Annotated in this window: 12 protein-coding genes; 1 reads left to right on the forward strand and 11 read right to left on the reverse strand. The window is 58.5% G+C overall.

Annotation, left to right across the window (positions count from 1 at the left end):
• The 11 genes from ACFQUU_RS25310 to ACFQUU_RS25360 all read right to left on the reverse strand — a co-directional run.
• Positions 1-220 (reverse strand): acyl-CoA dehydrogenase family protein (locus ACFQUU_RS25310; protein WP_382250896.1); only part of this gene is annotated, 220 nt, incomplete at its 3' end.
• Positions 221-266: 46 nt separating this feature from the next.
• A complete protein-coding gene (locus ACFQUU_RS25315; RefSeq protein ID WP_382250897.1) occupies positions 267-3,854 on the reverse strand; it encodes a molybdopterin cofactor-binding domain-containing protein in 3,588 nt (1,195 codons plus the stop codon).
• A complete protein-coding gene (locus ACFQUU_RS25320; RefSeq protein ID WP_382250898.1) occupies positions 3,851-4,348 on the reverse strand; it encodes a (2Fe-2S)-binding protein in 498 nt (165 codons plus the stop codon). The genes ACFQUU_RS25315 and ACFQUU_RS25320 overlap by 4 nt, the downstream gene beginning before the upstream one ends.
• 10 nt (positions 4,349-4,358) lie before the next feature.
• Positions 4,359-5,135 (reverse strand): ABC transporter ATP-binding protein, encoded by a 777-nt coding sequence (locus ACFQUU_RS25325; protein WP_382250899.1) that lies wholly within the window; start codon positions 5,133-5,135, stop codon positions 4,359-4,361.
• Entirely contained in the window at positions 5,135-5,914 is a 780-nt protein-coding gene (locus tag ACFQUU_RS25330; protein ID WP_382250900.1) for an ABC transporter ATP-binding protein, read from the reverse strand. The genes ACFQUU_RS25325 and ACFQUU_RS25330 overlap by 1 nt, the downstream gene beginning before the upstream one ends.
• Complete coding sequence (locus ACFQUU_RS25335; RefSeq protein ID WP_382250901.1) at positions 5,914-7,809, reverse strand: ABC transporter permease; 1,896 nt, start codon at positions 7,807-7,809, stop codon at positions 5,914-5,916. The genes ACFQUU_RS25330 and ACFQUU_RS25335 overlap by 1 nt, the downstream gene beginning before the upstream one ends.
• A gap of 127 nt (positions 7,810-7,936) precedes the next feature.
• On the reverse strand, positions 7,937-9,142 hold the full coding sequence (locus ACFQUU_RS25340; protein ID WP_382250902.1) for an ABC transporter substrate-binding protein: 1,206 nt from the start codon (positions 9,140-9,142) through the stop codon (positions 7,937-7,939).
• Between the two features lie 54 nt (positions 9,143-9,196).
• On the reverse strand, positions 9,197-9,781 hold the full coding sequence (locus ACFQUU_RS25345; RefSeq protein ID WP_382250903.1) for an amino acid synthesis family protein: 585 nt from the start codon (positions 9,779-9,781) through the stop codon (positions 9,197-9,199).
• Positions 9,782-9,839: 58 nt separating this feature from the next.
• On the reverse strand, positions 9,840-10,481 hold the full coding sequence (locus tag ACFQUU_RS25350) for an amino acid synthesis family protein (RefSeq protein WP_382250904.1): 642 nt from the start codon (positions 10,479-10,481) through the stop codon (positions 9,840-9,842).
• A gap of 71 nt (positions 10,482-10,552) precedes the next feature.
• Entirely contained in the window at positions 10,553-11,482 is a 930-nt protein-coding gene (locus ACFQUU_RS25355) for a UPF0280 family protein (RefSeq protein ID WP_382250905.1), read from the reverse strand.
• A 13-nt stretch (positions 11,483-11,495) separates the two neighbouring features.
• Complete coding sequence (locus ACFQUU_RS25360; protein WP_382250906.1) at positions 11,496-13,139, reverse strand: 6-hydroxynicotinate reductase; 1,644 nt, start codon at positions 13,137-13,139, stop codon at positions 11,496-11,498.
• A 446-nt stretch (positions 13,140-13,585) separates the two neighbouring features.
• On the opposite strand from ACFQUU_RS25360, the gene ACFQUU_RS25365 reads away from it, so the two are divergent.
• Complete coding sequence (locus tag ACFQUU_RS25365) at positions 13,586-14,359, forward strand: ferredoxin--NADP reductase (RefSeq protein ID WP_382250907.1); 774 nt, start codon at positions 13,586-13,588, stop codon at positions 14,357-14,359.
• Positions 14,360-14,368 lie beyond the last annotated feature (9 nt).

Here is a 14,368-nt window from a genome sequence, read left to right on the forward strand (position 1 = left end):
CGGGGATGGTGGGGCCGAGCAGGCCGAGTTCGCCCATTTCGCGGAAGATCGCCGGATCGGTTTTTTCATGGCGGAAGGCTTCCAGCACGCGGGGTTGCAGCTTGTCCTGGCAATACGCATTGGCGGCGTCGCGCACCATGCGTTCGTCGTTGGTCAGCTGCTGGTCCAGCAGCAGCGGATCGTCCCAGTGAAAGCTGGCTTTTGCCTTCGATGCACTCATTTTGTTTCCCTCTTGTTTATCAGTTTTTCATGCCGACGGTTTATCGTTAATGATCACCGTGAGCGGTAGTGCGCAGCCTTGCGACCGTTTGCTCGATATTGCTCCACCCCGGTTTATCGGGCGCATATACTTGCCGCATGTAAGCGGCAATCCGTGCAACTTGCGCATCCGTGAGATTATCCCGGAATGCCGGCATGAATCCCATCTCTCCGCTCGCGGTTTCCTGAATGCCATGCAGGATCACCTGCACCAGGTTGTCTGGTGTGTTGCTGTGCAGATTACTATTGAGCGCAAGAGGTTTGTTCATGCCTAACTGCACTGGCCCTTTACCCTCATGATGGCAACTGCCGCAAGCAGCTGAGAACAGTCGACTATTCTCATCGCGGATCTGGTCCGCGCGAGCCTTAGCGCTGACGACGACTTCCGCAGCCACCATTTCCGCCTGTTGCAGGGAGACTGGCGCGTTGAATGAAGCAAGGTAGTGCGCCATCGCCTGGACATCCTCATCCGGGAGTTGCGACAATTCCCGGACCACCGGGGCCATCGGCCCGGCCGCTACACCATGATGCTCGGTATGCCCCTGCCGCAGATAGCGATAAAGTTCTTTTTCCGTCCACGGCACCGGCGCATGTGTGCGTGATGTGAGGGGCGGTGCTTCCCAGCCATCGATCATGGCACCGGCCAGAAAATCCGACCCCGACTTCTCGGCACCCATTGCATTGCGCGGGCTGTGGCATGCCGTACAGTGACCGACCCCATTGACCAGGTAAGCGCCCCGGTTCCATTGCGATGAACGGGCGGGATCCGCTGTTTCGGGGCCGGGTTGCAGGTACAGCGCGTTCCAAACGTTCATCAAAGGACGAAAGCCAAAGGGGAACTTCAGTGTCGACTCAGGCACTTCGGAATGTACGGAAGGTTGCGTCATCAGGTAAGCGTACAACGCCATCAGGTCGTCGTCGCTCATCTTGGTAAACGATGTGTACGGGAAGGCCGGATATAGGTGCCGGCCATCGCGCGAAATTCCTTCCCGCATGGCACGCTGAAATGCCGTGAATGACCATTTACCGATGCCGGTCTCCGGATCCGGAGTTAGATTTGTCGTAAAGATTTTTCCGAATGGAGTCTCCATCGCACGTCCGCCGGCGTTCCGCATGCCGCCCGGCGCGGTATGGCAAACCGCACAGTCACCCGCCGCAGCAAGCAAGCGGCCCCGCTCAATAACATTGGCCGTATAGATGCCGGGATCGATCCTGGAAATGTCGGGAATGCTGGATTTCCAACCTGCCATCGCGGCAAGCAGCCCGGCAGTACCGGCAATCAATGCGCCGGGTAGCGCCCACCAGGCGCGTCGATTGCGTGGCGATGGTGCGGGTATAGCTGGCGACGGTTCAAGCGCGGCCCTGACCACTTCCGGCGTAAAAGGCGGCTCTCGGAAACGCACGCCGGTAGCATCGAAAATTGCATTGGCGATCGCCGCAGTACCGGGAACGGATGAAGACTCACCCGCACCCAGAGGTGGCTGGCCGGGACGAGGCATCATCATCACATCGATAACTGGGACTTCGCGGAAGTTGAGGATGGGATAACTGCCCCACTCCCGATTCACAACAGTGTTGGTCTGTGGCTCGACCTGCACCTTTTCCTTCAGCGCGCGACTGGTGGTCTGCACCACGTTGCCATGGATCTGATGCTTCACACCAGCCGGGTTGACCATCAAGCCGGCGTCGTGGCCAACGACGACGCGACGCACATGGACTTCACCGGTATTGCGGTTGACTTCCACATCAGCGACCCATGCGGACCATGCCGCGCCAAAACCGGGAAACTTGCTATGCACATAACGGGCATACGCAAAACCCTGCCCTTTCAGGAAATCGCCGTCCGCTTCTTGTTGTTGCGGCCTAGTATGCGACACCCATCCGGCACGTTCAGCGGTGGCCTTGACCAGTTCGGCCGCCCTGTCATCCTTCAGATAACGCAGCCGGAACTCGACCGGATCCACACCAGCTTCCGTTGCCAGTTCATCAATGTAACTCTCATGCGCAAAAGAGTTCGGCAAGGCCGATACGCCACGTAACCAGGATGCGCGCAGGATCGGGGCCATGTCATTGATCGTGACACGCAAGTTCTTGTAGTCATAGGGAGGCACCGACGTGCGGTCGCCCATTTCATAGGCTATGGGCTCCGGGGCCACTTTGCCGGTTAATAGCAGGGCCAGTGGCACCGCGCCATTGGAAGGGTACGAAGTCTGGAAATCGTAAGCGGCAACGCTGCCGTCAGCATCCAGGCCGCCGCGCACTTCCATCAGCTGCGCCGCGCCTTTCGGCTCCCATTGATGCTCCTGCGCACGCGTCAGTTGCACGCGGACCGGATTGCCGACCGCACGTGACAATAACGCGGCATCGGCAGCCACGTCGTCCGCGCAGTTGCGGCCATAGCAACCGGCCGCTTCCATGCGAATCACGTCGATCGCGGTGTCAGGTAAATCCATCAGCTTGGCAAGGTCCGCGCGCAACACATGCGGGTTTTGCGAACCAGCCCACACGGTCATCCGGCCCTGTCGCCAGTCAGCCACCGCGCAGGAGGGACCGATGGATCCATGTAGCTGGTAAGGCCAGAGATATGTTCTGTCGATGCGTTTGGCTGCGCTTTCCAAGCCTGCATCGACGTCACCCTGATTGGCGACGACACGACGTGTCGAAGGATTGGCCCGGATTGCGGCAGCTACGTCGTCCAGCGCAGGTAGCGTGGGAAAATTTTTCCATTTGACGACAAGCTCACGCATCGCCTGCTCCGCGTGTTCCTCGCGCGCGGCAACCACGCCGACGAAATCACCGATCACCACGACGCCGGCGATGCCGGGAATATGTGCGATCGAGCGTTCATCGACGGATTCAAGCGTATTGCCAATAAAATCGCCATGATCGGCGCCGGCATACGGCGGCCGGATCACGCGACCATGCAACATGCCCGGCACACGGAGGTCATGCACATAAGTCAGTTCACCGGTGGCTTTGTCGGGAATGTCGACGCGCGGCATGCTCTGGCCCACCAGGCGATAGTCAGTCGGCGATTTGACCGGGGTGTTAAGATCGAGACGCAATTCGACATGTTCGCCCGCCAGCAGGTCGGCATAGGCAATCGACCTTTCTTGCATACCGTCGACGGCAATGATGCCCTTGTGAACGGTCAGCTGCTCCGGCGCCACGCCAAGTCGTTCGGCGGCCCGCGACAGCAACCATGCGCGCGCCTGTGCAGCGGCCGCACGCAACGGAACGGCGTGAATCTGCAGCGACGCGCTGGCTATGGTGGCTCCTTGATTTGGCGCGCGTGTAGTGTCGCCCAGAACCATGTTCACGCAGTCGAGCCGGATATCGAGCTCTTCCGCAACGATCTGTGACAAGGCGGTGCGGATGCCGGTACCAAGGTCGACGTGGCCGTTCAATGCGGTGACACTTCCATCGTCCCACACGGCGACCAGAATTTCGACGCCTTCGGCGGGATTTCCGGGGACGGTGGCAGGTTGACCCTTCACTGGCGGCGGTGGTGGCGGTGGATCGCGGGTAATGAGCAATACCCCGGTCGCCTCGTGGAAATCGCGTCTGGTCTTCGGCAGGTCTGCGCGCCGCGTCATTCGGACTCCTCTATGGTTTCGGTCATCAGCTTTGCGGCGCGATGGACCGCCTGCATGATCTCAATATGCGTTCCGCAACGGCATAAGTTGTGCGACAAAGCGTCCCTGATCTGTTCATCGTCCGGATTCGGATTTATCCGCAAGAGTGCAACTGTGACCATGATCATCCCGTTGAGACAATAGCCGCACTGGGCTGCCTGTTCCTCGATGAATGCGCGCTGGACGACGTGCAGAGCGCCCTTGCGGCCAAGGCCTTCCAGCGTTGTCACGCGTCGGCCAGCCACACCTTGCACAGGGATCACGCAGGAACGCGCCGCCCTGCCATCGATCAGCACTGTGCATGCCCCGCACTGCCCAAGACCACAGCCGTACTTGGGGCCGTTGAGTTCGAGGTCGTTACGAAGGATATAAAGCAGCGGCGCCTCTCCGGGCACTTCGAGGGCGTAATCCTTGCCATTGACGTGCAGAGGGATTGGTGGCGGCTTGATGCGCATAGGCCGCTCCTCAGACGCTGAGGTAAGCCTGCCGCACGGCCTCATTGGACGCAAGTTCTTCCATCGATCCGTCGAACCGGATCTGCCCCTTTTCCAATACGTAAGCGCGGTCTGACACGAGCTCCGCGAAATGCATGTTCTGTTCGGAGAGCAGGATACTGACGCCCTCGGCTTTGAGTTCCAGGATCATCTGCGCCATTTGTTCGACGATGACCGGCGCCACGCCTTCGGACGGCTCATCAAGGAGCACAAGGTAGGGATTGCCCATTAGCGTACGTGCGACCGTCAACATCTGTTGTTCGCCGCCGCTCATGCGGCCGCCGGGACGGTTGGGCATTTCGCCAAGGTTCGGAAAAAGCTTGAACAGGCGCTCCGGCGTCCATAAGGGTGCGGGCGTGCCATCGGGCCAGGTCCGTTTAGGCTGACGTCCGACATCAAGGTTTTCCATCACGGTGAGATCGGTAAACACGCGGCGGTCTTCCGGCACGAAACCGAGACCGCGAACCGCCGTTTCGTGTGGCTGCGCAGTAGAAATGTCATGTCCCATGAAGCTGAGCTGCCCTCTCCGCTTGGGTATCAGCCCCATGATGGCCTTGAGCGAGGTTGATTTGCCAGCGCCATTGCGTCCCATCAAAGCGACCACTTCACCACGGCGCACATCAAGATCGACATTGAACAGGATCTGCGCTGCGCCGTACCAGGCGTTGAGCGCCTTTACGCTGAGAAGCGCCTCGCCCACAACACCATTGGACGAGGTTCGCACCGGGTTTTCGACAACCGCCTGCATTACGCCACCTCCTTGGATAATTTCAGCTTTTCGAAAGTCTTGCCGGTGCCAAAATAGACTTCCTGAACTTTAGGATCGTCACGGATTTCATTCGGCTTGCCCTCGGCGATCAAACGTCCGCGTGCCAGCACGATCATCCGATCCGCATAGGCAAAGACCACATCCATACTGTGCTCGGTAAACAGCACCGCCATATTGCGTTCGGTAACAAGCTTTTTGGTCAGCGCCATTAAGTCGTTGCGCTCCTTGGGAGCCATGCCTGCGGTAGGCTCGTCCATCAACAGCAGTTTGGGCTGGTTCGCCATGGCGATCGCCAGCTCCACACGCTTAACATCGCCGTAGGCCAGTACGCTGCACGGGCGGTCGGCCTGTGCCTTCATGCCAACCTGCTCCAGCAAATCGAGCGCCTGGTCGCGCTTGTAGGCCGCGGCTTTACGCCACATTGAAAACAGCTTGCCGTCAGCAGACAGCAACGCCATCTGCACGTTTTCAACCACGGTCAGCGAAGCAAAGGTTTCCGCAATCTGAAAGGTGCGGCTGACACTGAGACGCCATATTTCACGTGGCTTGAGTCCGACCAGTTCCTTGCCGTCAAACAGGATCGAGCCGGCATCAGCCTTCAGCTGACCGTTCACCATGTTGAAGGTTGTCGATTTTCCCGCGCCGTTGGGGCCTATCAGGGCAAGCAATTCGCCGGCATGCAGTTCAAAACTGATGCCATCCACCGCCTTCACGCCGCCAAAGGACTTTCCGAGATTACTTACCGTCATCAGGCTCATCAGCGTGCCTCCTTGGCTTCGCGCTTGCGGTCGAACAGTTGCCGGGCAAAGCCCGCGATCCCCTGCGGGAAGAGTAACACCAGCAGCAGTATGATACCGCCCAGCATCGCGCGCCAGTAATCGGTATTGCGCGCCACCGTGTCATGCAGCCAGTTGAAAGTGACTGCGCCGACTACCGGCCCGATCAACGTCTGTATGCCGCCCAGCATCACCATGACGATACCGTCGACCGATTTGCCGACATACAAAGATTCAGGCGAGATGCTGCCTTTTGAAAACGCATAGAGCGCCCCCGCCGCGCCGGCTACCGTACCGGCAAGAATGAAGGCCGTCCATTGGATACGCTTGACGTTGATGCCGATTGCGTCGGCACGCAACGCAGAGTCGCGGCTTGCACGCATCGCATAACCAAATGGTGAATACAGGATGCGCCACAGTAGCAATACGCCACCGGCGACGATCACGAGGGTGAGATAGTAATACGAGGTCTTGTCCGACAACCATGTTGCGGGCCAGACACCGGTCAATCCATTGCTTCCGCCGGTGACGGTGTCCCACTGGTAAGTGATCGCCCAGGTAATCTGCGCGAATGCCAGCGTCAGCATCGCAAGGTATACGCCCGACAGCCGCACACAAAACCAGCCGAACAACAATGCACCAAGCGCCGCAACGAGAGGGGCAAGGACAAGTGCGGCCTCCATCGGCAGCCCGGCGGTACGCACCAGCAAGGCTGCACCATAGGCGCCAAGTCCGAAGTAAGCCGCGTGGCCGAATGAATGCATGCCCGCAGGCCCCATGATGAAGTGCAGGCCGGTGGCAAACAGGGCCGCGACCATCAGATCGATGGCAAGTACCGTGACATAAGGCGAATCGCGCATCACCAATGGGACCATGGCGAGCACAGCGATCAGCGCAAGGACACCGAACTTATACAGTGGCCTCGCCGCCCGCAATGGGGCCTCCGTGATGCCCGCGTTGCGTGTCGGCGCCTGCGGTCGCCCCAGCAAGCCGCTGGGACGTGCGACCAGCACGACCGCCATAACAAGGAACTCAACAACCAATGTCAGCTTGGAGAAAGACACGCTGATGCCGAACACGTCGACCAGCCCGAGCCAGATACAGACTGCTTTCAACTCGGCAATCAAGAGCGCAGCGACATAGGCACCGGTAATCGAACCCATGCCTCCCACTACAACGACAACGAAGGCAGCGCCAATGGTGACAAGGTCCATTTCAAGGTTGGCCGGTTCACGCGGCAATTGCAATGCGCCGCCCAAGCCGGCGAGCATCGCCCCAAGCGCAAACACACTGGTGAACAGCCAGGCTTCATTGACCCCAAGAGCGCTGACCATCTCGCGGTCCTGCGTCGCCGCGCGCACCAGCGTGCCCCACCTTGTACGCGTCAGCATCAGCCAGAGCAGTCCGAGCACAATCGGACCGATAACGATCAGGAACAAGTCATACGTGGGAAACTGCCTGCCGAAAATTTCCACTGCACCTTTGAGGCCGGGCGCCCGCGGACCGAGCAGTTCATCCGGTCCCCAGAACCACAGGGCAGCATCCTTGATGACAAGGACTAGCGCAAATGTGGCGAGCAGCTGAAATAATTCGGGCGCATGATAAATCCGCCGCAGCAATATCATTTCCACCAGCGCGCCAAGGATGCCGACGGCAAGCGCCGCGAGCAGAAGCGAGGGCCAAAAGCCCAAGCTGCCGCCGAGACGCTCGACCAGCGTATAGGCGATATAAATGCCCAACATGTAAAACGAGCCATGCGCAAAGTTCACGATGCGCGTTACGCCAAAGATCAGCGACAAGCCGGCCGCAACAAGAAACAGGGAGGATGCTCCCGCCAAACCATTCAGCAACTGCACCGCGAAGCCGGAAAAGCTCATGACACGTTCTTTCTATCAGCTGGATGAATCCATGACGATCTGCAACAAGAATACTGCCTGCCGGTCCGGGGAACGGCATCATGTGGGAGAGCAACGCCTACATGCGCGCCGCTCTCCCCTGCTTACTTCAGTCGGCTGGCCGGCGCTTTGCCACCACTTCGGCGGACGGCAAGTACTTCGCGCCGTCCAGGTAGCGGTAGTCCACCATGACGCCCTTGCCGCCTTCATTCTTGGTACGACCGACATAGGCACCCATGGTCGACTGATGGTCTTCCGCGCGATAGGTGATAGGTCCAAACGGTGTCTTGACGACCAAGCCCTCGAACGCCTTGACCAGCTTGTCGGTTTCCGTGGACTGCGCTTTTTTCATGCCGGCGGCCAATGACATGATCGCGCTATAGCCGACGATCGAACCCAGACGTGGATAGTCTTTGTACTTTGCTTCATAGGCTTTGCGGAAGGCAGTATGCTCCGGCGTCTGGATGCCGTACCACGGGTAGCCGGTGACGATCCAGCCATTTGGACTTTCGTCTTTCAGCGGGTCCATATATTCCGGTTCGCCGGTCAATAGGCTCACGACTTCACGACCCTTGAACAAGCCGCGCGTATTGCCTTCACGCACGAACTTAGACAGGTCCGCACCGAACAGTACATTGAATATCGCGTCGGGTTTGGCATCGGCAAGTGCCTGGGCCACACTTCCGGAGTCAACCTTGCCCAGCGGGGTGGCCTGTTCAGTGACGAACTCGACGTCCGGCTGTGCAGCCTTCAGCAATTCCTTGAAGGTTGCGACGGCGGACTGTCCATATTCATAATTGGGATAAACCAATGCCCAGCGCTTCTTCTTCAGCGCAGCGGCTTCCGGCACCAGCATCGCCACCTGCATGTAGGTCGATGGACGCAGACGATAGGTATAGCGGTTGCCATTCTCCCAGACGATCTTGTCAGTCAGCGGCTCGGCTGCCAGGAAAAAGAATTTGCGTTGCTTGGCAAAATCGGTCAGCGCCAGTCCGATATGGGACAGGAAGGAGCCCGTCAGTACATCCACCTTTTCACGCGATACGAGGTCTTCGGCGGCGCGCACCGCCTCGCCGGGATTGCCGTTGTCGTCGCGTGTAATCAGTTCGAACTTCTTGCCGTTGACGCCTCCCGATGCATTGACTTCTTCCACGGCGAGCTCAAGTCCCTTGCGGTAGGGCTCAAGAAAAGCCGGCTGGGCCTTGTAGCTGTTGATTTCGCCGATCTTGATGACGTTTTGCGCATAGGCGCCGACGGCGCTGGAGGCCGCCCAAAGGACAGCAGACGCTGCGAGCCAACTGGTAGTCTTGTTCATGGTTATCTCCTTATTTGTGGACCAATCGATGCGATCGTTCGCGCGATGCTGTGGCTAGCGCAAGCCATCCTCGCCTTTGATTTCGTGGGACTGGAGCCCTCCCACGCGGGGCAACGGCCGGCCACTGTCGGTGACGACAACAGCAACGACAATTTCGTTGGGCCGCGGCGCATCTGCGACCCGGGCTTCCATGGCGTCGAAATGACTGCGCACGAAAGCCGCATCCTTGTGACCGAGCGGCACATCGATCGCAGTGCCCAATCCGCCGCGCTTCTTGCTGGAAGGCACCAGAGCTGCGCCTTTACTGACGGCGATGCGCAGCGGCGCTCCAAGCTTGGGGTGCAGAATCGCGGCCGCGTGTTCCAGTTCGCCCGCCTCTCCCACAATGGCCGCCTTGCCATAGCTCTGTGCCTGTTCTGGTGCAATGCCCAATGCCTCGACGCATCGCTTGCCCAGCAGACCGCCGAGTTCTTCGCCAATGGTGATCAAGTCATCGAGCGATTCGGCATAGCGCCCGGCATAGGGATTGTCGATGACCGCCATGGCCAATGCCTTGCGTGTCGGCGGTGTGATCGCCTTGTCCATTTCGACATGGGTTTCTTCCACCTGCACAATCAGTTTGCGGATCTTTGCTGGCATTGCTCGTCCTTCCGTATGTAATGTGTCAAAGCCTGTCCGGATGCCTCGTTCACTGGCATTAGCGCAGTCCGTCCCACTGGGCGATGTCGGCCGCCTTCAGCCCGCCGACTCTTGCATGTACGCGCGGCCCAGTGCTCATGGCGAGAATTACGACCAATTCATCGGAACGTGGCGTTCCCGGCACCCGTACTTCGATTGCATCGAAATGGCTGCGCACATAGGCGGCGTTGATGTGGGTCAGGGGCACATCGAGCGTGCCGCCAGGACCGGTGACTTTCTTGGTGGAAGGAACAATGGACAAACCATTGCCGGGCTGCCCTTTAACGCCTCCGCCTTTACCGGCGGCATAGTCAGCCGGGTTTCCCTTCCATCCCAGCAATTCTCGCATTGCATACCCTCCCGGCACGTGCCAAAGCGCACCATGTTCCAGTTCGCCTGCAGAGCCGATCATCGCGCCCTTGCCATAACCTTCAATATGTTCGGCCGGCACGGCAAGATGCTCCAGCAGTTCGTGAGCCAGCCGGACGCCAAGCGGATTAAGTTCTTCCATCATCGGGAGAATATCGGGCTCATAGCGGCCAGCATACGGATTGGTCAGAACACCTGCGATATATCCACGCCTCAGCGGGTGCTCGCCCACGGGCCCGAACTCGTGGTAAATGTCTTCCACATGCCAGAAAACCCGACGTATCTCGATCATGGAAATGCCCTCGCAGGTGTTGATTGCATCATCGATTGAATCATGTCCCCAGCCCTTCCTTTTAATTTTTTCTAGAGTACCGCTGAATACCGACTCTTGCCAATATCGTACGCGATTCTTTGCGGAGAAAGTGTCTCGACACTCAGCCCATGATCATGCAAATGCATTACTTGTCCCTGGCATGCAAGTATCGCGTTCCAGATCAGTCCTTGTTCTTGCAATTGCCGTGCCTGTAACAATCCTGCTTGCAGAGCATCACGCGCCCGCGCGTGATCAAGTTGGGGCACGTCTACGGTAACCGGTATTTCTCCAAGATCAGTATCGTCCTTGAGTGAACAGGCAGGCACCCGCTTGATACGCACATCATCGATATTGACGGCATTGGCAATCACCGTGGCTGCGGCGTCCGCTTGGGCGGCGCTGGCCGCAAGCACCGTAACACTATCCGCGATGCCGAGCGAAAAACTGCGTCCACGCCAACCGCTGGTAGCGATGCCGCGCACAGGCATTGCCGCATCAATGCGAAGTTGGAGGTCCGCTGCCAGTGCCAGGCCTTTTGCCGCTTTTTCGGTTGCGGTGTCTATGTCGGTGCATATGCCTACCCGATATGAACTGCCTGCACTAAGGTAGAGCGCGATATCGCCACCATTGTTGACCGACGCACGGATGATATTGCGCCGCGCATAACAGGCGATGATCTCTTGTGCGACCGATCCTGCCACTGCAGCCATGGGAGTAATAAAGCCGGAGCGAAAGGGATAACACGCTTCCCACATGCGTTGGGCCACACTGCCTTTCAGCAGGCGTTGCTCACCCAGCGGCAAGCGCAAGGCTGGCAATTCGTCGACGAGTTCGGAAAGCAGCGTTTCGAAGCGCTGCCATGCGTCTGTATGGGCCGCATGGATAGTGTCAGGCGATCCGTCGGCCTGAATGATCAGGTCGATGGGTCCATGCGAAAAATGGAGGCGTCCGTCGGGTAGCGAAGCACGTTGAGCGAACATCTCTCGCACCCGCCTAGCCGAGCATCGGCCCGACCGCGGAAGGCCAGGCGTTGACATCGGGTTGCTGCAGCCACTTTCGCTGTTGCGGTGCGCCCTCGTTATGCCATGCACCACTTTGAAGGACAGAGGATAGCGGACGTACGTATTCCATGTGTCCGCCAAGCGCCTGATAGTCGGCAAGGCGCATCGTGAATTCAATCGGCGCAACGATGGCGGGCGTCGGCACAGTGCCGAAGCTATTGTCCGGCATGCGCGTCACATCGGTCATCACCGTGATGCCACCGCCAGGCCAGACATAGGCCGGTGCCCCGCCACAGGTGACATTGACGAGCGCATTCTTGATGGCGCGTGTCAGCAGAACCGGATTTTCTGTCACGCCGGCACGCAGGCTGCCACCGGCGCCGCCAAGGAACAGCACTGTGGTGAGCGACGGTTCGCAGTTTTCGCCAATACGCTCGACGACGCTATGCACTTCAGGAGGCATCGGCATTTCGACCGGCGTCAGGTTTTCATCGAGAATGAACCATGCGGCATGTTCGCCTGTCGTCGATGTCATCAGCAGGCGCATGCCTGGTCTGGCGATACTGGCATCCCAGCCTTCAAGAATGCTGAGCGGATCGGAAATGTCGGTGCCACCCCATCCGGTACCCGGATTGGCGACCTGAAAGTAGCGACCCGGCGTGGACTTGCGCCCACGAATCTTGACGCCGGACAGCGGCATATCGAGACAACGACCGGCCTGATGCTCGGTCAGCACGCCAGTAATATGGTCATCGACGACAATCACTTCGTCGACCTTACCGAATAATTGTTTGGCGAAGATGCCGATGGTCGCCGAGCCGCAGCCGACCCGCATACGCTGCTCTTCGATGCCATTGACAATAGGCGCTCGACCCGCCTGGATGACGATCTGGGAGCCGCCGTCAATCATGACCTCTGCAGCCTGCTTGTTGCCAAGCAATTGCATGATTTCGGCGGTCAGGCGGCCTTCTTTCTTGCTGCCGCCGGTCAGATGGTGGACGCCGCCCAATGAGAGCATCTGCGATCCGTACTCTGCCGTGGTGACATGACCGACGACCTCGCCCTTGTAGCGAATGTTCGCCTGTTCAGGGCCGAGGTAGCGGTCAGTGTCAATTTTTACCTTGAAGCTGCAGTAACTGAAGATCCCCTCGGTGACAACGGTCACCATATCAACGCCGTCGGACTGGGATGAAACGATGAAAGGAGCAGGTTTGTAGTCGGGATAGGTGGTCGATGAGCCGACCCCGGTAACAAAAACATCGTCAGCATGGAGCAGGTCGCCATTCCACGCGACCGGTGCACTTGCTGCACTTGCATTGCCACCAACCGGCTCAGCAGCCGTTGCAAGGTTTTCGGTGCCGTTTGCCAGCGTCCGCCCGGCAAATGGCACCAGAACTTGCTCGCCGCCATCGACAGCCTTTCGAAGCAGGATCACCGGATCGACGCGCACCAGTGTGCCGTCAACGTTGGCATATCGGTCGCAGGCCCCGGAGCGCCCTACCGTAATCTGGCACAGCACCGGACAAGCATTGCATTCGATCTTGTCACCTGCCATGCGCTCGCTGCGGGGCTTGGCCCGTTCCAGCACCTGGGGTTCCATCCCGGGCAATCCGTCGGTCTTCGTGTGCTCGGTCATGCTGGATGTCTCCGTTTAGCTCGACACGTTTTAGATTCGATTAAATGTAGTGTACACTACATTTTCGTTTAGTGTACACTACATATTCATGTAGAAACCACTCCATCAGCATCAGCCCAAGGTGCTTCAAACCCTTGTACATAGCGGGATGCGGAAAGGGAAACTGAGATGACTCGTGTTCTTACAGAAGCCTGCATCGCTTTTAATAGATTGCATGCATCGATTACATGGCGTGCATTACGAAGACAGTTTCTGAGGACGGGTGTCCGCCGAAACGGCGACGGCGATTTACTAGGCGCACTGCGGAGCACTCCACGGTCTGATCCAGCATCTCAAATTCACCTAATCCGCCGTCCGATCCAGACACTTGTCGGGAACAAACAGGTAAACTCATGCACCTTTAGCGTTGACCACGCCGGATTTTTTATTTTCGCAACGGAGAAAGCATGAGTGCCTTTAACGAAGAACGTGTCTTGAGCGTCCATCACTGGAATGGAAGCCTGTTCACGTTCACCACAACCCGCGACCCGTCACTGCGGTTCAGCAACGGCCATTTCACGATGATCGGCCTGCGCATCAATGGCAAACCCTTGCTGCGCGCCTACAGCATCGTCAGCGCCAATTACGAGGAACACCTCGAATTCCTGAGCATCAAGGTGCCGGAAGGCCCGCTGACTTCGCGTCTGCAGAATATCCAGGTCGGTGACACGGTCATTGTCGGCCGCAAGCCGACCGGCACGCTGGTAATCGACTATTTGTTACCCGGCAAGCGCCTCTACCTGCTGTCGACCGGCACCGGACTCGCGCCTTTCATGAGCATCATCCGCGATCCGGAAACCTATGAAAAATTCGACCAGGTCGTCCTGGTACATGGCGTTCGCACTACTGACGAACTGGCCTATCACGACCTGCTGGTTGAGCACTTGCCAAATCATGAATTCCTGGGCGACCTGGTCACCAGCAAACTGCGCTATTACCCGACGGTAACGCGGGAGCAGTACAAGAACATGGGCCGCATTACCGACTTGATCGAGAACGGCAAGCTGTTTTCCGACCTCGGCGTACCCGCCCTCAACCGCGAAACCGACCGCGTGATGATCTGCGGAAGTCCGGCGATGCTGCGTGACCTGAAGCGCATGCTGGAGGAACGCAGCTTCGTCGAAGGCAACACCTCGACACCCGGCGATTTTGTGATCGAACGCGCGTTCGCGGAACAATAAACGCTATGG

Source organism: Herbaspirillum sp. GCM10030257 (assembly GCF_042666555.1).
Classification (GTDB): domain Bacteria; phylum Pseudomonadota; class Gammaproteobacteria; order Burkholderiales; family Burkholderiaceae_D; genus Noviherbaspirillum.

Excerpts from the sequence above, each read along its gene's own strand:
- ACFQUU_RS25345 (WP_382250903.1), bottom strand. The coding sequence starts at position 9,781 with ATGCCAGCAAAGATCCGCAAACTGATTGTGCAGGTGGAAGAAACCCAT.
- ACFQUU_RS25325 (WP_382250899.1), bottom strand. The coding sequence starts at position 5,135 with ATGCAGGCGGTTGTCGAAAACCCGGTGCGAACCTCGTCCAATGGTGTT.
- ACFQUU_RS25350 (WP_382250904.1), bottom strand. The coding sequence starts at position 10,481 with ATGATCGAGATACGTCGGGTTTTCTGGCATGTGGAAGACATTTACCAC.
- ACFQUU_RS25315 (WP_382250897.1), bottom strand. The coding sequence starts at position 3,854 with ATGACGCGGCGCGCAGACCTGCCGAAGACCAGACGCGATTTCCACGAG.
- ACFQUU_RS25360 (WP_382250906.1), bottom strand. The coding sequence starts at position 13,139 with ATGACCGAGCACACGAAGACCGACGGATTGCCCGGGATGGAACCCCAG.
- ACFQUU_RS25355 (WP_382250905.1), bottom strand. The coding sequence starts at position 11,482 with ATGTTCGCTCAACGTGCTTCGCTACCCGACGGACGCCTCCATTTTTCG.
- ACFQUU_RS25320 (WP_382250898.1), bottom strand. The coding sequence starts at position 4,348 with ATGCGCATCAAGCCGCCACCAATCCCTCTGCACGTCAATGGCAAGGAT.
- ACFQUU_RS25340 (WP_382250902.1), bottom strand. The coding sequence starts at position 9,142 with ATGAACAAGACTACCAGTTGGCTCGCAGCGTCTGCTGTCCTTTGGGCG.
- ACFQUU_RS25330 (WP_382250900.1), bottom strand. The coding sequence starts at position 5,914 with ATGAGCCTGATGACGGTAAGTAATCTCGGAAAGTCCTTTGGCGGCGTG.
- ACFQUU_RS25335 (WP_382250901.1), bottom strand. The coding sequence starts at position 7,809 with ATGAGCTTTTCCGGCTTCGCGGTGCAGTTGCTGAATGGTTTGGCGGGA.
- ACFQUU_RS25365 (WP_382250907.1), top strand. The coding sequence starts at position 13,586 with ATGAGTGCCTTTAACGAAGAACGTGTCTTGAGCGTCCATCACTGGAAT.